The sequence below is a fragment of the Rhizobium sp. NPDC092011 genome, from assembly GCF_044756305.1.
Taxonomy (GTDB): domain Bacteria; phylum Pseudomonadota; class Alphaproteobacteria; order Rhizobiales; family Rhizobiaceae; genus Rhizobium.
This window is the reverse complement of record NZ_JBIVSO010000002.1, coordinates 1041587-1057156: the sequence shown is the minus strand read 5'-3', so window position 1 is coordinate 1057156 and position 15570 is coordinate 1041587. Positions and strand designations below refer to the sequence as shown.

General features: G+C 59.9%; 18 protein-coding genes and 1 riboswitch. Of the genes, 9 read left to right on the top strand and 9 right to left on the bottom strand.

Annotated features, from left to right (window positions below; genetic code table 11):
• Window positions 1–63: 63 nt before the first annotated feature.
• The 4 genes from gfa to sugE all read left to right on the top strand — a co-directional run bounded on the left by gfa (window position 64) and on the right by sugE (window position 2483).
• Entirely contained in the window at window positions 64–639 is a 576-nt protein-coding gene (gene gfa / locus ACIQJ2_RS13470; protein ID WP_400669359.1) for an S-(hydroxymethyl)glutathione synthase, read from the top strand.
• 85 nt (window positions 640–724) lie between these two features.
• The gene (locus ACIQJ2_RS13465; protein ID WP_400669357.1) at window positions 725–1189 is read left to right on the top strand and encodes a YaiI/YqxD family protein; all 465 of its coding nucleotides are present in this window, start codon (window positions 725–727) and stop codon (window positions 1187–1189) included.
• Window positions 1186–2022: an S-formylglutathione hydrolase gene (gene fghA, locus ACIQJ2_RS13460; protein WP_400669354.1), complete on the top strand. Its 837-nt coding sequence runs from the start codon at window positions 1186–1188 to the stop codon at window positions 2020–2022. The genes ACIQJ2_RS13465 and fghA overlap by 4 nt, the downstream gene beginning before the upstream one ends.
• A gap of 146 nt (window positions 2023–2168) precedes the next feature.
• Window positions 2169–2483: a quaternary ammonium compound efflux SMR transporter SugE gene (gene sugE / locus ACIQJ2_RS13455; RefSeq protein ID WP_199148809.1), complete on the top strand. Its 315-nt coding sequence runs from the start codon at window positions 2169–2171 to the stop codon at window positions 2481–2483.
• A gap of 9 nt (window positions 2484–2492) precedes the next feature.
• Here the strand turns inward: sugE and ACIQJ2_RS13450 are convergent, their stop codons facing one another.
• The 8 genes from ACIQJ2_RS13450 to ACIQJ2_RS13415 form a co-directional block, all read right to left on the bottom strand.
• Window positions 2493–2879, bottom strand: a complete 387-nt coding sequence (locus ACIQJ2_RS13450; protein ID WP_400669351.1) for a DoxX family protein — start codon at window positions 2877–2879, stop codon at window positions 2493–2495.
• 142 nt (window positions 2880–3021) lie between these two features.
• The gene (locus ACIQJ2_RS13445; RefSeq protein ID WP_400669348.1) at window positions 3022–3408 is read right to left on the bottom strand and encodes a DoxX family protein; all 387 of its coding nucleotides are present in this window, start codon (window positions 3406–3408) and stop codon (window positions 3022–3024) included.
• A gap of 124 nt (window positions 3409–3532) precedes the next feature.
• Complete coding sequence (locus ACIQJ2_RS13440; RefSeq protein WP_400669346.1) at window positions 3533–5065, bottom strand: acyl-CoA carboxylase subunit beta; 1533 nt, start codon at window positions 5063–5065, stop codon at window positions 3533–3535.
• A 165-nt stretch (window positions 5066–5230) separates the two neighbouring features.
• On the bottom strand, window positions 5231–5701 hold the full coding sequence (locus tag ACIQJ2_RS13435) for a hypothetical protein (protein ID WP_199148813.1): 471 nt from the start codon (window positions 5699–5701) through the stop codon (window positions 5231–5233).
• Between the two features lie 69 nt (window positions 5702–5770).
• Window positions 5771–6556, bottom strand: coding sequence for an ATP12 family chaperone protein (locus ACIQJ2_RS13430; RefSeq protein WP_400669343.1), 786 nt, complete (start codon window positions 6554–6556; stop codon window positions 5771–5773).
• Window positions 6557–6565: 9 nt separating this feature from the next.
• Window positions 6566–7219 (bottom strand): HAD-IA family hydrolase, encoded by a 654-nt coding sequence (locus tag ACIQJ2_RS13425; protein WP_400669340.1) that lies wholly within the window; start codon window positions 7217–7219, stop codon window positions 6566–6568.
• Window positions 7216–8214, bottom strand: coding sequence for an RluA family pseudouridine synthase (locus tag ACIQJ2_RS13420; RefSeq protein ID WP_199148816.1), 999 nt, complete (start codon window positions 8212–8214; stop codon window positions 7216–7218). Before ACIQJ2_RS13420 ends, ACIQJ2_RS13425 begins: the two co-directional genes overlap by 4 nt.
• Window positions 8215–8400: 186 nt before the next feature.
• Window positions 8401–8934 (bottom strand): copper chaperone PCu(A)C, encoded by a 534-nt coding sequence (locus ACIQJ2_RS13415; RefSeq protein WP_400669338.1) that lies wholly within the window; start codon window positions 8932–8934, stop codon window positions 8401–8403.
• A gap of 168 nt (window positions 8935–9102) precedes the next feature.
• Window positions 9103–9190, top strand: a riboswitch (glycine riboswitch).
• A gap of 149 nt (window positions 9191–9339) precedes the next feature.
• Between ACIQJ2_RS13415 and gcvT the strand changes: the two genes are divergently transcribed.
• From gcvT to ACIQJ2_RS13390, 5 genes are all read left to right on the top strand, one after another.
• The gene (gcvT, locus tag ACIQJ2_RS13410) at window positions 9340–10476 is read left to right on the top strand and encodes a glycine cleavage system aminomethyltransferase GcvT (RefSeq protein WP_400669335.1); all 1137 of its coding nucleotides are present in this window, start codon (window positions 9340–9342) and stop codon (window positions 10474–10476) included.
• A 25-nt stretch (window positions 10477–10501) separates the two neighbouring features.
• Window positions 10502–10864, top strand: a complete 363-nt coding sequence (gcvH, locus tag ACIQJ2_RS13405) for a glycine cleavage system protein GcvH (protein WP_199148819.1) — start codon at window positions 10502–10504, stop codon at window positions 10862–10864.
• Window positions 10864–13728 carry an aminomethyl-transferring glycine dehydrogenase gene (gcvP, locus tag ACIQJ2_RS13400; RefSeq protein WP_400669332.1) on the top strand — a complete coding sequence of 955 codons (2865 nt, stop codon included), beginning with the start codon at window positions 10864–10866 and terminating at the stop codon, window positions 13726–13728. The genes gcvH and gcvP overlap by 1 nt, the downstream gene beginning before the upstream one ends.
• Before the next feature lie 197 nt (window positions 13729–13925).
• Window positions 13926–14495: an alpha/beta hydrolase gene (locus tag ACIQJ2_RS13395; protein WP_400669330.1), complete on the top strand. Its 570-nt coding sequence runs from the start codon at window positions 13926–13928 to the stop codon at window positions 14493–14495.
• A 2-nt stretch (window positions 14496–14497) separates the two neighbouring features.
• Window positions 14498–14764 carry an addiction module antidote protein gene (locus ACIQJ2_RS13390; protein WP_199148821.1) on the top strand — a complete coding sequence of 89 codons (267 nt, stop codon included), beginning with the start codon at window positions 14498–14500 and terminating at the stop codon, window positions 14762–14764.
• Between the two features lie 23 nt (window positions 14765–14787).
• Here ACIQJ2_RS13390 and ACIQJ2_RS13385 read toward each other — a convergent pair whose 3' ends face one another.
• On the bottom strand, window positions 14788–15480 hold the full coding sequence (locus tag ACIQJ2_RS13385) for a ZIP family metal transporter (protein WP_400669328.1): 693 nt from the start codon (window positions 15478–15480) through the stop codon (window positions 14788–14790).
• Window positions 15481–15570 lie beyond the last annotated feature (90 nt).

Below are 15570 nucleotides of genomic sequence, written 5' to 3'. Positions count from 1 at the left end.
CGGCCCTTTTGCAAATCCCTTCGGATTTGGGGCCGTGGGCAACCAAGGAGGAGGAAGCTGAACATGCCAAGTCAAGTATCAATACATCCGGCGCTCGACGGCGGAGTGAAGACAGGACAGGCGAATTTCAGCGGTGGGACGCTCGTTTGCGCCTGCACCGATCGCCCGGTCAAAGTCGCAATCAATGGCGGGATCGCACACAACCATGCCTGCGGTTGTACCAAGTGTTGGAAGCCGCAAGGCGCCGCCTTCTCGGTCGTAGCGGTGACTGCCCATGAAAACGTGAAGGTCGTGGAGAATGGCGACAAGCTCGCGATTGTCGATCCGAACGCATTGATCCTTCGGCATGCCTGCAAGGCATGCGGCGTCCATATGTATGGGCCGGTTGAACGTGACCATGCCTTCAAGGGACTTGATTTCATTCATCCGGAGCGCTTCCAGGAGAGCGGTTGGCCGGAGCCGACATTCGCGGCCTTCGTTTCGTCCATTATCGAGTCGGGAACGCCGCCCTCCGCGATGGCCGCCGTCCGCAGCAGGCTGAAAGAACTTCGCCTCGAGCCTTACGATTGCCTCTCGCCGACATTGATGGACGTCATCGCCACCTTCGTGGCGAAAAAGGCCGGCACGTTAAGGGAATAGATCTGGCTCAGCGAGCGTGTTTTCGATAAATCGCGACTGCGCGTTCACTCCGGCGCGCAGCGCTCTCAGATAAAGTGCAGTTTCTATGATTTATGTCGATGCAGATGCCTGTCCAGTCAAGCCGGAGATTTTGAAGGTGGCTGAGCGCCACGGCATCGAAGTGACTTTCGTCGCTAATTCCGGGCTCAGACCATCGCGAGACCCGATGGTCCACAATGTCATCGTCTCCAACGCTTTTGACGCCGCCGACAACTGGATTGCCGAACATGCTGGTCCAGGCGACGTCGTCGTAACAGCCGACGTGCCGCTCGCCGGGCGCTGCGTTGGCGCCGGGTCGCTGGTGACCGGACCGACCGGCCGCGTCTTCGACAAGACCAATATCGGCATGGTGACGGCCATGCGCGATCTCGGTGCGCATCTTCGTGAAACCGGCGAAAGCAAGGGGTACAACGCCGCCTTCTCGCCGCGAGACCGCTCCACCTTCCTCGAAACCTTTGACCGGCTTTGCCGGTGGGCGAAAACCCATCAAACGCCTGGAGACCAGCTTTGAACATCATTTCCCAAAACACCGCTTTCGGCGGCATGCAGGGTGTTTTTTCGCATCAGTCCGAAGCCTGCAAGGGCGAAATGACCTTTGCCGTCTTCGTGCCGCCCCAGGCGATCAAGGAGCCAAGGCCGGTTCTCTGGTATCTTTCCGGCCTCACCTGCACCCACGCCAATGTCATGGAGAAGGGCGAATATCGCCGTATGGCCGCCGAGCTCGGCTTGATCATCGTCTGCCCGGACACGAGCCCGCGCGGCAATGACGTGCCCGACGAGCTGACCAACTGGCAGATGGGCAAAGGCGCCGGCTTCTATCTCGACGCCACGGAAATGCCTTGGGCCGAACACTACCGGATGTATAGCTACATCACCGAGGAACTGCCCGCGCTCATCGCCAAGCAGTTCCGGGCCGATATGAGCCGGCAAGGCATCTTCGGCCACTCCATGGGAGGCCACGGCGCCATGACGATCGCACTCAAGCATCCCGATCGTTTCAAAAGCTGCTCGGCCTTCGCACCCATCGTTCAGCCTTCGACGGCCGATTGGTCGGCTCCCGCCTTCGAAAAATATCTCGGCAGCGATGTGAACGCATGGAGACGATACGATGCCTGCTCTCTCGTCGAGGACGGCGCGCGTTTCCCGGAGTTCCTGATCGATCAAGGCAAGGCCGACAGTTTCCTTGAAAATGGCTTGCGCCCCTGGCTGTTCGAAGATGCGATCAAGGGCACTGGCATCGGTCTGACGCTGCGGATGCATGAGCGCTACGACCATTCCTACTATTTCACCTCGACCTTTATGGACGACCATCTGAAGTGGCACGCCGAACGGCTGGCCAGGTGATGACGGCATAGCCGCCGTGCATATCGGGCCTTGAAAGGAAACGTCGACACAGGCATATAGGACGTCACGCAGACGACTGCGGCGGCCGGTATCTATCGGCCGTAACATCCGCGGGGACGGCCTCGCTCTTACTAATGGAGCGTAAAATGGCTTGGTTTCTGCTTTTCCTCGCAGGCTTGTTTGAAATTGGCTGGGCCGTTGGCCTGAAATATACCGACGGCTTCACGCGGCTGACGCCGACGATCTTTACCGTCATATCCATGATCATCAGCATCGCGCTGCTTGGCCTTGCGGTAAAGACCTTGCCGATGGGCACGGCCTACGCGGTCTGGACCGGCATCGGCACGGTTGGAACGGTACTGCTGGGCATCTGGCTGCTCGGCGATCCCGCAACCCTCGTTCGCCTGGCATGCATCGGCCTGATCGTCGCTGGCATTGCCGGCCTCAAGTTCATCGCCTGACGAGGCTCGCTACAGGCGTTGGCGATTGTCCAGCGCCCATTCTCCCGGACCTGCAAACACCAGAAACAGGAAAATGAAGCAGAACAGCACTGCTCCATCTCCCTGATTGTTGGCCGGGAAGAAATTGATCGGCATGTGCACCATGAAATAGGCAATCGCCATTTCGCCGCTGAGCAGAAAGGCGACGGGACGGGTGAAGAGGCCGATCAGGATCAGAATGCCGCCGACAAGCTCAATAATGCCAGCGACGAAAAACAGCGTGGTGATCGCATAAGGTGCTGGCGGAAAGCCGAAAAGCTTCTGCGTGCCGTGTTCGATGAACAGCAAAGCTGCAATGATCCGCAAAAGCGCCAGTGCTACGGCTTGATACGGCGACAAGCGTCCGAAAAATGACATGAGGATCTCCGTTCGAAGGGGAATGCGAACGAGATCCTGTCAAGAGTGCTCTCGTTTCGCTGACAATACGTCAACACGCGAGAGACGAATTTATTCGCCGGACCCGGCAATGAGCTGAGCCCAGCGAAAAGAAAGCTGCGTCTTATTTCTTATCGATCGCCAAGGGGCCAGGGCCGGCGAAAAACAGGAAGAGGAAGACGAAGCAATAAAGGATAGCTGCGTCACCCTGGTTGTTCACCGGGAAGAAATTCTGCGGCATGTGCGCCATGAAATAGGCGACTGCCATGTTGCCGCAAAGAATGAAGGCAATGGGACGGGTAAACAGACCAAGGGCGATTGCAAGCCCGCCGAAAGCTTCGAGAATCCCCTGAACCAGCATCAGGGTCGGCAACGGGCCGTCGAAGTGACCGCCAGCCGGAAAGCCGAAAAGCTTCTGCGTGCCATGTTCAATGAACAATAGGCCGACGACGATACGCAGGATGGTGAGAGCATAGGGCTGATACTGATTCAGCCGTTCGGAAAGCGCCATTTTTGAACTCCAGTTTCGAATCCCCCTGCACGAAGCAATAGAGCGCCGTACTTCGAACGGGAAAACACGGATTCTGACGTCCAATCAAGTTTCCGTGTGAAATCCGTGACTTGTTGTCACAGATCTAAAGCGGAATGTTGTCGTGCTTTTTCCAGGGATTGGTCAGGTCCTTGTTTCTCAGCATTCTGAGCCCCTGCGCGAGGCGCCGGCGGGTTGAACGCGGCATGATGACCTCGTCGATATAGCCGCGTTCCGCCGCAACGAAGGGCGACAGGAACCGATCTTCATACATCTTCGTATGGGCGGCGATCTTTTCCGGATCGGCAATGTCCTTGCGGAAGATGATCTCGACCGCCCCCTTCGCACCCATGACGGCAATCTGCGCGGTCGGCCAGGCATAATTCAGATCGCCGCGCAAATGTTTCGACGCCATCACGTCATAGGCGCCGCCGAAGGCCTTCCGGGTGATGACGGTCAGTTTCGGCACGGTCGCTTCGGCATAGGCAAAAAGCAGCTTGGCACCGTGCTTGATCAAGCCGCCATATTCCTGCGCCGTCCCCGGGAGGAAGCCGGGCACGTCGACGAAGGTAACGATCGGGATATTGAAGCAATCGCAGAAGCGCACGAAGCGCGCGGCCTTCCGCGAAGCATCGCTGTCGAGCACACCGGCCAGCACCATCGGTTGATTGGCAACAACGCCGACCGTCGCACCTTCTATGCGGCCGAAGCCGCAGACGATGTTCTTGGCGAAGCTCTCCTGGATTTCAAAGAAATCGCCCTCGTCCGTCACCTTCAGGATCAGTTCCTTGATGTCGTAGGGCTTATTGGCGTTAGCCGGGATCAGCGTGTCGAGCGAGGTATCAGGATCGGTAACGGATTGATAGCATTCGATTTCGGGGAGCGCCGCCGTATTTGATTGCGGCAGGAAATCGATGAGCCGGCGCACCTGCAAGAGCGTATCGACATCGTTGTCGTAAGCGGCATCAGCGATCGAGGATTTCGTCGTGTGTACGGAAGCGCCGCCAAGCTGCTCGGAGGTAACGGTTTCGTTGGTCACGGTCTTCACGACATCAGGCCCGGTGACGAACATGTACGACGTGTCGCGCACCATGAAGATGAAGTCGGTCATGGCAGGCGAATAAACGTCGCCGCCGGCACAGGGCCCCATGATGACGGAGATCTGCGGAATGACGCCGGAGGCGAGCACATTGCGCTGAAACACTTCCGCGTAACCGCCCAAGGCGGCCACGCCCTCTTGAATGCGCGCCCCACCGGCGTCGTAGATTCCGATGATCGGCGCCCGGTTCTTCAGCGCCATATCCTGAACCTTGGTGATCTTTTCCGCATGTGCTTCTGAAAGAGACCCGCCGAAGACTGTGAAATCCTTTGCGAAAATGAAAACGGTACGTCCGTTGACCGTGCCCCAGCCGGTCACGACGCCGTCGCCGGCGATCTTGCTCTTTTCCATGCTGAAATCGGTCGAGCGATGCTCGACGAACATGTCGAACTCCTCGAAGGAACCTTCGTCGAGAAAGATGTCGATGCGCTCGCGGGCAGTCAGCTTGCCGCGCGCATGTTGCGCATCGATACGCGCCTTCCCGCCGCCAAGCCTTGCGACCTCACGACGACGCTCCAGTTCCAACAGGATTTCCTTCATGCGGCCTCTCTCCTTCGCTGCTCGGGCATGGAGCGCCGTGCTTCCTTCCGGAAGCACAAAGGTCGCTCTAACTCTTTGAGTCTACGCATCAGGCTTTCCAAAAATCCTATCAGATTTTCGGGCCGATGCTGTAGCACGGCGCGAACCATCTTTGAAGCTATGGGCTCATTCCGCCAGCCGCGGCGTGTTCAGCGAAAAGATGGCGCGGATGCGGGCGGCAATGTCTTCCGCCATAAGCTCATCGGCCGTGCTCAGATCGGGCGCGATTGTTGCAATGTCGAACGACGCCATGGCAATGACCGCGCCGCCATCGGGCGACGCCGCGTCGATATTGACCTTGGCGGTATTGCGATCCTTGTTGAAGCCGCGCCCCTTGCTGACCTCAGTCAGGCGAACGGTCAGGACAACAGGCGGCAAGGTGGTGTTATGCGGCGTTATGGCAATAGCGGCGTTTACGCGATCGCCAACGGCATCGATCAGCGCCGGCGAAACCGGCGGTATCACCTTATCGGCCACGATGCTCGCGCTACGGACGTCATAGGTCGGAGGGGGAGGATCGGCGGACCAGGTCGAGCACGCCGTCAGTACCAAACATCCCACGAGTGCCGATATGGCACCCGACCTCAACCACAACATGACACCTGCCCCGACTTTCGAACCTGCAAGATACGAAGGCCGCTATAAAGGACTGGAAATCAACAATATTCAACTGTGAAGAGCAGAAAAAACGTCGGTTGCCGCCTGAAATTCCTTGAAACGCTCAGCACGGCGCTGCTCTGCCTCTTCATCGCTGCCCCAGTGTTCGATCGTCCAGTCTTCATCGAGATGGGCGAGCGACCAGACGTCGGCAAGCGGCAGCCGGCCCGCAGCAAAGGCGAGTGTCAGAATGGCCGAGCCGGTCAAGGTCGTGATCGTATTCAGGCTGGCAAGCTCCATCGGCGTATCATATTTGCGCAGCGCCGCCGCGAAGGCGGCGATTGCCTCCTGCGGCTGCTCCTGATGCATCACGCCTTCGGCAAGAATGAAGCGCGCGCCAATCTCCCGTGCCGCCCATTCGATCAGCGGGTTCCAGCGCTCCGATTGCCGCTCGACAAGACGCGCCGGCTGATCCGCGCGATAGCAAAGCAGATCAGTGCCAGAAAAGCGCACGATTTCGTCAAAGACGGCGCCACTCTCGACCGTCACCCCATCGATGGCAGTGTTGACCAAACGCGTAACGGGCATGGTGGCGGGGTCGATGACCCCGGTCTGTGCCGCCCATTCGGCGGCTACCAACCTGGCAAGCGCTTCCGTCGGCAAAGAGAGGGCATGACGCGCCGGCGTCTTCACCACCTTGCCGTCGAGGGCGATTGCGTGCCCATCAGCGCTGCTGCTGATCGTCACATCCTTGTAGAAGCGCTTCGGCAGCGGCTTCTTCATCTGGATCTGCGCGCGGCGGATCGGGTCGGGATGGCTCAGACCTTCGGAAAGATCGTTCAACAGGTCGCGCATGGCGTCACCTCAGAGAATATGGCTCAACAAATCGTTCGGATGGTGCGCAATCGCATCGGCGCCTGCGGCCAGAAGCTCTTCCACGGACGCATAGCCCCAGGAAACGCCGATCGCAGTTGCGCCCGCTGCCTTCGCCATCTGCATGTCATAGATCGCGTCGCCGATGACGATGGTATCGTGCGGATCCATGCCGGTTTCGTCGCAGCACTCCGTTACCATGGCCGGGTGCGGCTTCGACGGGCAATCGTCGGCAGTGCGGGAAACCACGAAGTAGGGCGTAAAACCGTTGACTTCAAGAATATGGATCAGACCGCGGCGGGATTTGCCGGTCACGGCACCCAGCAGAAGCTCGTCACGAGCAGCAAGCGTCTCGATCAGCGGCTTGATACCGTCAAAGAGCGGTGTCTGCATATCTCCCTCGTCGCGTACGCCGGGGGAGATGGACTTGTAATGCGCTGACATGGCAATCGCTTCGTCATCGACATGCGGCTTGCCTTGCATGCGGGCGATAGCAATCTCGAGCGAGAGGCCGATGATGGACTTCGTTGCCGAAATGTCCGGACGCTTGTAGCCGAAGTCGACGAAAGTCCGTGCCATCACCTCATGGATCAGGCGGACGCTATCGACCAGCGTGCCGTCGCAATCGAAAAGGACCAGTTTCATTCGTCGTCCGGCTCCCCTGCCGATGCCTCGTCAAAACCGAGGAGATTCCATGTCTGCACCATATGCGGCGGCAGAGGCGCGGTGACGCGCAGGCGTCCGCCGCTCGGATGCGGGATATCGATCTTGCGGGCATGCAAATGCAGGCGCTTCTGCACACCGCCGGGGAAATCCCAGTTGTGATCGTCGTCGAAATATTTGGGGTCGCCGATAATCGGGTGCCCCATGTGCAGAGCATGGACGCGCAGCTGGTGCGTACGGCCCGTATAGGGTTCCATTTCCAGCCAGGCGAGGCTCTGGGCTGCGGTCTCGAGCACACGGTAATAGGAAATGGCGTGATCTGCGCCCTCCTCGCCGTGCTTGGCGACGCGCATCCGGTCGCCATCGGGCGTCGCCTCTTTCACAAGCCAGGTGGAGATCTTGTCTTCATGCTTGCGAGGCACGCCTTTGACCAGCGACCAATAGGTCTTCTTGGTATCGCGTTCGCGAAAGGCAGCCGTCAGTTTCTGCGCAGCACCCCGGGTACGGGCGATAACGAGAACACCTGAGGTGTCCCGGTCTAGACGATGCACCAGGCGCGGCTTCTCGCCCTTCTTGCTGGTCCATGCCTCCAGCATCTGGTCGATATGACGATTGAGGCCGGATCCACCCTGAACTGCGAGGCCGGCAGGCTTGTTCAGCACAAAGACCTTGTCGTCCTCATGCAGCAGCATGCGCGCCAGAAGCTCGGCATCGCCGGCGTGCTTCAAGTCTTTTCCAGCAATGGGTCCGCTCTTGGCATCCTTTGCATCGACATCGAGCGGCGGTATGCGGACGATCTGTCCCGGCTGCACGCGGGCATCTGTCTTGACGCGGCCGCCATCGACGCGAACTTGGCCGGAGCGCATCAGCTTCTGCAGCTGACCGAAGCCCAGTCCCGGATAATGCACCTTGAACCAGCGGTCGAGGCGCATGCCGGCTTCGTCATGCTCGACCTGTATATGTTCAATCCCGGCCATTCTTCTTCTTTCAAACGTCGCAGCATGTTCCGATGAATGCCAAACGCTCGTTGGACGGGATCATGCCAATTCAAACAACGGGACAAACAGCCCCACGGCCGGCGAATACCGGCCTTTTGACGTGGCTTTAGAGCATTTCGAGGAAAAGTGGAAACTGGAATTGCCGGGGCCGGATATTTTTCTGGCTCAGTTTCCTTTGGCGGATACGACAGGCAAGTTGATATCGACCATTCCCGCCTTCTCAAACATCAGCATGACAGGCACGGTGCCGCCCTTCTTGAAGGGTGTTTTCACCTGCTTGAACATCATATGCATGGTATTGGGCGCGAGCGTCACGGTTGCGCCGGCGGGAATGGCGATGCCACCCTTGATTTCGCGCATCTTCATGATCTCGCCTTCCATCTTCATCTCGTGCAGCTCCACCTTGCCGGCGGCCGTCGAGGTCACGGAGGTCAACTTGTCCTCGGTCTTGCCGGTGTTGTGGATCGTAATGTAGCCACCGCCGACCGGCTGGCCCGGAAGCATGGCACGGACGTAACCGCCGCTGATGTCGAGATCGCCAAGTTTGGCATCTGCCGAGCCGGCGGGTGCTGCACCGGCGTCCATGTGCATCCCAGGCATCGACTTCATCGCGCCGCTGTCCTGTGCCATCAGAGCGCCTGTGCTCAGCGAAAATGCCGATATCGAAATCAATATTGCAGCGGCGTGGTTGCGGTTCATCTTCGTCTCCTGCCCCGGTCCTCAATCGAGCAGAAGGGATAGCCTCTCCCATGACAGTTGCAAAGGCCCGTAATCATTGCGAAACGCAGGATTGATCGGCGCGACAAAAATTTGTTCGACGGCGACACTTGCCCCTTGCCATCTCCGGCCGGGACCGGATAATGGCTCTCGACCTTGTTGGGAGAATCCGGCGCAAGCCGGTGCCGAAGGAGCAACCGCCCCGGAAACTCTCAGGCCAAAGGACCAACAAGGGGCAGACGGAACTCTGGAGAGAAGCGCGAAAGCGCTCGCCGAAGGGATAACAATCTCAGGCACAACAGACAGAGGGGGCTCATCGTCAGGCGCAACCGCGCCGAAATTGTGAGCTCTGCGCTTTGAGACGAGCGCAAAACCCGGAGGCGTCATTTGGACGAGACCGCTGCCCTCAAGAAAACCCCGCTTCACGACCTGCATGTATCGCTCGGCGCCCGCATGGTGCCGTTTGCCGGTTACGACATGCCCGTGCAGTATCCCGCAGGCGTGATGAAGGAGCATCTCTGGACCCGCTCTTCCGCTGGCCTGTTCGACGTCTCCCACATGGGCCAAGTGACGATCCGCGCTCGCTCGGGCAATTACGAGGATGCGGCGCTTGCGCTGGAAAGCCTCGTGCCGGTCGATATTGTCGGCCTCGCCGAGGACCGCCAGCGCTACGGCTTCTTCACCGACGACAAGGGCGGCATCCTCGACGATTTGATGATCACCCATATGGACGACTATCTTTTCGTCGTCGTGAACGCCGCCTGCAAAGAGCAGGATCTCAAGCATCTTCAAGATCATATCGGCGAGAGCTGCGAGATTACTTTGCTCGATCGCGCCCTCATTGCGCTGCAGGGACCCCGCGCCGTCGACGTCCTTGCCGAGCTCTGGGCCGACATCGCCTACATGAAATTCATGGATGTGCGCCATTGTCGCCTCCATGACGTCTCCTGCCTGGTATCGCGCTCCGGCTATAGCGGTGAAGACGGTTTCGAAATCTCCGTCCCCGCAGACAAGGCCGAGGATATCGCCAAGCGCTTGCTGGAACATCCGGACGTGCAGCCGATTGGCCTGGGCGCGCGTGACTCTCTCCGCCTCGAAGCCGGCCTCTGCCTCTATGGCAACGATATCGACCAGACGACGTCCCCGATCGAAGGCGCGCTGGAATGGGCGATCCAGAAGGCGCGCAAGACTGGCGGCGCCCGCGCAGGCGGCTTCCCCGGTGCAGCCCGCATCCTCGGCGAGCTCGATGGCGGCACCTCGCGTCGCCGCGTTGGCCTGAAGCCCGAAGGCAAGGCGCCGGTGCGCAGCCACGCCAAGCTCTATGCCGATGCTGAGGGCAAGTCCGAGATCGGCGAAGTCACCTCCGGCGGCTTCGGCCCGAGCGTCGAGTCTCCGGTTGCCATGGGCTATGTGCCAACCGAACTCACCGCGCCCGGCACTGTCGTTTTTGCCGAAGTGCGGGGCAAGTATCTGCCGCTCAGCGTCAGCGCCCTGCCTTTCATCAAGCCTACCTACAAACGTTGAACGTCTTTTCCAGAGAGGATTACCCATGCTGAAATTCACCGAAGAACACGAGTGGCTGAAGGTTGAAGGCGACGTCGCAACCGTCGGCATCACGGCGCATGCCGCCGAACAGCTCGGCGATCTCGTTTTCGTGGAATTGCCTGAAGTCGGCGCCAGCTTCTCCAAGGGCGGCGACGCTGCAACCGTCGAATCCGTCAAGGCAGCCTCGGAAGTCTATTGTCCGCTCGACGGAGAGATCACCGAAGTCAACGAAGCCATCACGGCCGATCCGGCACTCGTCAATACCGACCCGATGGGTGCAGGCTGGTTCTTCAAGCTCAAGCTGAAGAATGTCAGCGATCTTGATGGTCTTCTTGATGAATCCGGTTACAAGGAGTTGATCGGATAATGACGACGCCTACGGAATTCACATTCACCGACTACCAGCCGTACGATTTTGCCAATCGTCGTCATATTGGTCCGTCTCCGTCGGAGATGACCGAGATGCTGAAGGTCATCGGCTATAACAGCCTGGACGGCCTGATCGACGCGACGCTGCCACCGGCCATCCGCCAGAAGACGCCGCTCTCCTGGGGTGCGCCGATGACGGAGCGCGAGGCGCTCGACAGGCTGCGCGAGACCGCCAACAAGAACAAGGTCCTCGTCTCACTCATCGGTCAGGGCTACTACGGCACGATCACGCCGCCGGTCATCCAGCGCAACATTCTGGAAAACCCGGCCTGGTACACGGCCTATACGCCCTACCAGCCCGAAATCAGCCAGGGCCGCCTTGAGGCGCTGCTGAACTACCAGACGATGATCAGCGACCTCACCGGCCTCGATGTCGCCAACGCCTCGCTTCTCGATGAAGCGACCGCCGCAGCCGAAGGCATGGCGATGGCGGAACGCGTCGCCAAGTCCAAGGCGAAAGCTTTCTTCGTCGATGCCGCCTGCCACCCGCAGACCATCGCGCTCATCCAGACCCGCGCCGAGCCGCTCGGCTGGAGCGTAATCGTCGGCAATCCCTTCACGGATTTGGATCCTGTCGATGTCTTCGGCGCGATCTTCCAGTATCCGGGCACGCATGGTCATCTCAACGACTTCAGCGGCCTGATCGCGCGTCTGCACCAGACCGGTGCGATCGCCATCATGGCAGCCGATCTCCTGGCCCTGACGCTGCTGAAATCTCCAGGCGAAATGGGTGCGGATATCGCCATCGGCTCGTCGCAGCGTTTCGGCGTTCCGGTTGGGTATGGTGGTCCGCATGCAGCCTACATGGCCGTCAAGGATGCGATCAAGCGCTCCATGCCCGGCCGTCTCGTCGGCGTTTCGGTCGATGCCCGCGGCAATCGTGCCTATCGCCTGTCGCTGCAGACCCGCGAACAGCACATCCGCCGCGAGAAGGCGACGTCGAACATTTGCACCGCCCAGGTGCTGCTCGCCGTCATGGCCTCCATGTATGCGGTCTTCCACGGTCCGCAGGGCCTGAAGGCCATCGCCCAGCAGGTCCACCAGAAGGCTGTCCTGACGGCCAAAGGTCTGGAAAAGCTCGGCTACACCGTCGAGCCGGAGACTTTCTTCGACACGATCACGGTCGAAGTCGGCCACATGCAGGGCCTCATTCTCCGCGCGGCAGTTGCAGAAGGTGTGAACCTTCGCAAGGTCGGCGAAACGAAGATCGGCATCAGCCTCGACGAGCGCACCCGCCCGGCGACGCTGGAAGCGGTATGGCGCGCATTCGGCGGCGATTTCCGTATCGCAGACTTCGAGCCTTCCTATCGCCTGCCGAAGGATCTGCTGCGCGCCAGCGAGTATCTGACGCATCCGATCTTCCACATGAACCGCGCTGAAAGCGAGATGACGCGTTACATCCGTCGTCTCTCGGACCGCGACCTGGCGCTCGACCGTTCGATGATCCCGCTCGGCTCCTGCACCATGAAGCTGAACGCCACGGCGGAAATGCTGCCGATCACCTGGCCGGAATTCTCCGACATCCATCCCTTCGTGCCGGCCGACCAGGCGCTGGGCTACCGCGAAATGCTCGACGATCTCACGGACAAGCTCTGCGCCGTGACCGGTTACGATGCCTTCTCCATGCAGCCGAACTCCGGCGCGCAGGGTGAATATGCCGGCCTGCTGACCATTCGCAACTTCCATATTGCCAATGGCCAGGGTCACCGCGACATCTGCCTCATCCCGACCTCCGCGCATGGCACCAATCCGGCCTCGGCGCAGATGGCGGGCATGAAGGTGGTCGTCGTCAAGGCCAGCGACAACGGCGACGTCGACATGGACGATTTCCGTGCCAAGGCCGAGCAATATGCCGCCAACCTCTCCTGCTGCATGATCACCTACCCTTCGACGCATGGCGTTTTCGAAGAGACGGTGAAGGAGATCTGCGATCTCGTGCACAAGCATGGCGGTCAGGTCTATCTCGACGGCGCCAACATGAACGCCATGGTCGGCCTCTCCCGTCCGGGTGACATCGGCTCCGACGTCAGCCACCTGAACCTGCACAAGACCTTCTGCATCCCGCATGGCGGCGGCGGCCCCGGCATGGGTCCTATCGGCGTCAAGGCCCATCTGGCACCTCACCTGCCCGGCCATCCGGAAACGGACGGTCGCAGCGGCGCGGTTTCCGCGGCAGCCTTCGGCTCGGCCTCTATCCTGCCGATCTCCTGGAGCTATTGCCTGATGATGGGTGGCGAAGGCCTGACGCAGGCAACGAAGGTGGCAATTCTCAACGCCAACTATATCGCTGCCCGCCTCAAAGGCGCCTACGACGTGCTCTACAAGTCCAAGGCCGGACGCGTCGCGCATGAATGCATCATCGATACCCGCCCGCTGGTCGCAAGCGCCGGCGTCACGGTCGACGATGTCGCCAAGCGCCTCATCGATTGCGGCTTCCACGCACCGACCATGAGCTGGCCGGTTGCCGGCACGTTGATGATCGAGCCGACCGAGTCGGAAACGAAGGCCGAGATCGATCGCTTCTGCGAGGCGATGTTGGCGATCCGCCAGGAAGCCCGCGACATAGAAGAAGGTCGCATGGACAAGGACAACAATCCGCTGAAGAACGCACCGCATACGGTGGAAGACCTCGTCGGCGAATGGGATCGTCCCTATTCCCGCGAACAGGCCTGCTATCCGCCCGGCGCTTTCCGCGTGGACAAGTACTGGTCGCCGGTTAACCGCGTCGACAACGTCTATGGCGACAGGAACCTGATTTGCTCCTGCCCGCCGGTCGAGTCCTACGCCGAGGCCGCCGAATAGTATTTTTGCGAAAAAGCGAAGCGGTTCAGTCGCTTCGCCTGCAATCGACATAAATCTATTGCGAAACTTGTCTAAGAAAACGCCGCGCGTCCTTTGGATGCGCGGCGTTTTTCATGACGCGGCAACGGGGCCTGGAATTCAGATTTATGCCGGAACAACCGGAATTTCATTTCGCCCTCGGGCGAACGGAGCACTCGTTGCCCCCGCTGCTCTTACTGCATGGCAGCGGTATGAATGAAACCTCGCTTATCCCGTTTGCGGATGCGGTCGCACCGCAAAGCCCTTACATGGCGCTGCGCGGCGGGATCGAATGGGAGGGTGGCTTCGCCTTCTTTCGCCGCAATCCCGATCGCGGCCTGGATCACGCGGATCTCGACAGACAGACGGAGCACCTCTGTCATTTCATCGAGAGAGCGATGGAGCGAACGCTGCTTGCGCGACCGCCTGTTTTGCTCGGCTTCTCCAACGGAGCCATCATGGCCGCCTCGCTCCTTCGGCACATGCCCCGGATCGTCTCGGCCGCGATTCTGCTGCGACCTCTTTCGCCGGCCCCTGATGCAGATTTGCCGTCACTGCCGGGTCTGCCGATCCTGATCATCTCGGGCGAACGCGACCAACGCCGCGAACCCGGCGACGCGGATCTCATCAGCCGACAACTCACAAAGGCCGGTGCTGACGTCAGCGCCCGTCGACTACCCATCGGCCATGACCTCCATCCGGACGAGCCCAAGATCGTCCGTGACTGGCTCATACGGAAAGGCATATAACTATGAACGAGGAAAATTCCTTCGACGTGGACAATCCCGACAGCTACATCGCAGCCGCCTTTGAAACGGATGATCCGTCCTCGATCGCCAAGGCATTGGGCGAAGTGGCGCGCACCCGCAACATGAGCAAGCTCGCCAAGGATGTCGGCATGAACCGTTCGGCGCTCTATCGCGCGCTGAGCGGCGACGGAAATCCGGAATTCGCCACCATCCTGAAGGTCGTCAGGGCACTCGGCCTCAAGCTGACGCCGGTGTCAGCAGCGCAATGAGCACCGCCAATCTGTCCATAAGGTCAACCCATCAGTTCTTCGAGCAGGAGAAGTAGCAAAAAGCCCGCAAAGAACATCGCCGTCACCCAGGGACGATCGGGTGTTTCATGGGCTTCGACCAGCAGCTCTTCGGTGACGAGATAGAGAAGAGCAATCAGCCCGAAGGCAAAGAATCCGGTCAAAATCGGGTCAGGGAGCAGCGCTACTGGCGCCCCGAGCAAAGCGCCGAGCGGCAACAAAAGCGCGAGCGCCGCTGTAATCGCAACAATCTTCGCGCGTGAACGGACGCTTTCGCCAAGCTCGTTTGCCACCGTTAGGCCGAGGAAAAGCACTTCGAGCGTCAGGGCGATCGTCAACAGCAAGCCAACTTTCGGCCCGGCTGCAAAGCCGATGCCGAGCACGAGGCCGTCAATCAGGATGTCAATACCGATGGCCGCAAGTAGCCCGACCGGCCCTTTGGCCCAATTTTCCAGCTGTTTGACGAGGAGCATGACGCCAACGCCGATCGCGCCACCGATCACAGTTGCCAAGGGAGATCCCCGATGCATGATATCGGGCAGAATCTCGCCAGCGGCAGCCGCAAACACGACGCCGGCAGCAAAATGCTGGATGGCACTGACAAGATTGGGGCCCGGCCGCGTATTCACTGCGACTGCGGCGCCCGCAATCGCGGCGGTTGCCGGGATCAATGTGTAAACCCATGCCGATGCCGCCATGAACTTCCCCGTCCCACGACGCCTTCCAGATTGCCCGGCAATGCCGGTTAGCCAAGGAGGCGGCGAAGAAAACCGAGGCGTGCTTCGATC

Excerpts from the sequence above, each read along its gene's own strand:
- gfa (WP_400669359.1), top strand. The coding sequence starts at position 64 with ATGCCAAGTCAAGTATCAATACATCCGGCGCTCGACGGCGGAGTGAAG.
- ACIQJ2_RS13465 (WP_400669357.1), top strand. The coding sequence starts at position 725 with ATGATTTATGTCGATGCAGATGCCTGTCCAGTCAAGCCGGAGATTTTG.
- sugE (WP_199148809.1), top strand. The coding sequence starts at position 2,169 with ATGGCTTGGTTTCTGCTTTTCCTCGCAGGCTTGTTTGAAATTGGCTGG.
- ACIQJ2_RS13450 (WP_400669351.1), bottom strand. The coding sequence starts at position 2,879 with ATGTCATTTTTCGGACGCTTGTCGCCGTATCAAGCCGTAGCACTGGCG.
- ACIQJ2_RS13445 (WP_400669348.1), bottom strand. The coding sequence starts at position 3,408 with ATGGCGCTTTCCGAACGGCTGAATCAGTATCAGCCCTATGCTCTCACC.
- ACIQJ2_RS13440 (WP_400669346.1), bottom strand. The coding sequence starts at position 5,065 with ATGAAGGAAATCCTGTTGGAACTGGAGCGTCGTCGTGAGGTCGCAAGG.
- ACIQJ2_RS13435 (WP_199148813.1), bottom strand. The coding sequence starts at position 5,701 with ATGTTGTGGTTGAGGTCGGGTGCCATATCGGCACTCGTGGGATGTTTG.
- ACIQJ2_RS13430 (WP_400669343.1), bottom strand. The coding sequence starts at position 6,556 with ATGCGCGACCTGTTGAACGATCTTTCCGAAGGTCTGAGCCATCCCGAC.
- ACIQJ2_RS13425 (WP_400669340.1), bottom strand. The coding sequence starts at position 7,219 with ATGAAACTGGTCCTTTTCGATTGCGACGGCACGCTGGTCGATAGCGTC.
- ACIQJ2_RS13420 (WP_199148816.1), bottom strand. The coding sequence starts at position 8,214 with ATGGCCGGGATTGAACATATACAGGTCGAGCATGACGAAGCCGGCATG.
- ACIQJ2_RS13415 (WP_400669338.1), bottom strand. The coding sequence starts at position 8,934 with ATGAACCGCAACCACGCCGCTGCAATATTGATTTCGATATCGGCATTT.
- gcvH (WP_199148819.1), top strand. The coding sequence starts at position 10,502 with ATGCTGAAATTCACCGAAGAACACGAGTGGCTGAAGGTTGAAGGCGAC.
- gcvP (WP_400669332.1), top strand. The coding sequence starts at position 10,864 with ATGACGACGCCTACGGAATTCACATTCACCGACTACCAGCCGTACGAT.
- ACIQJ2_RS13390 (WP_199148821.1), top strand. The coding sequence starts at position 14,498 with ATGAACGAGGAAAATTCCTTCGACGTGGACAATCCCGACAGCTACATC.
- ACIQJ2_RS13385 (WP_400669328.1), bottom strand. The coding sequence starts at position 15,480 with ATGGCGGCATCGGCATGGGTTTACACATTGATCCCGGCAACCGCCGCG.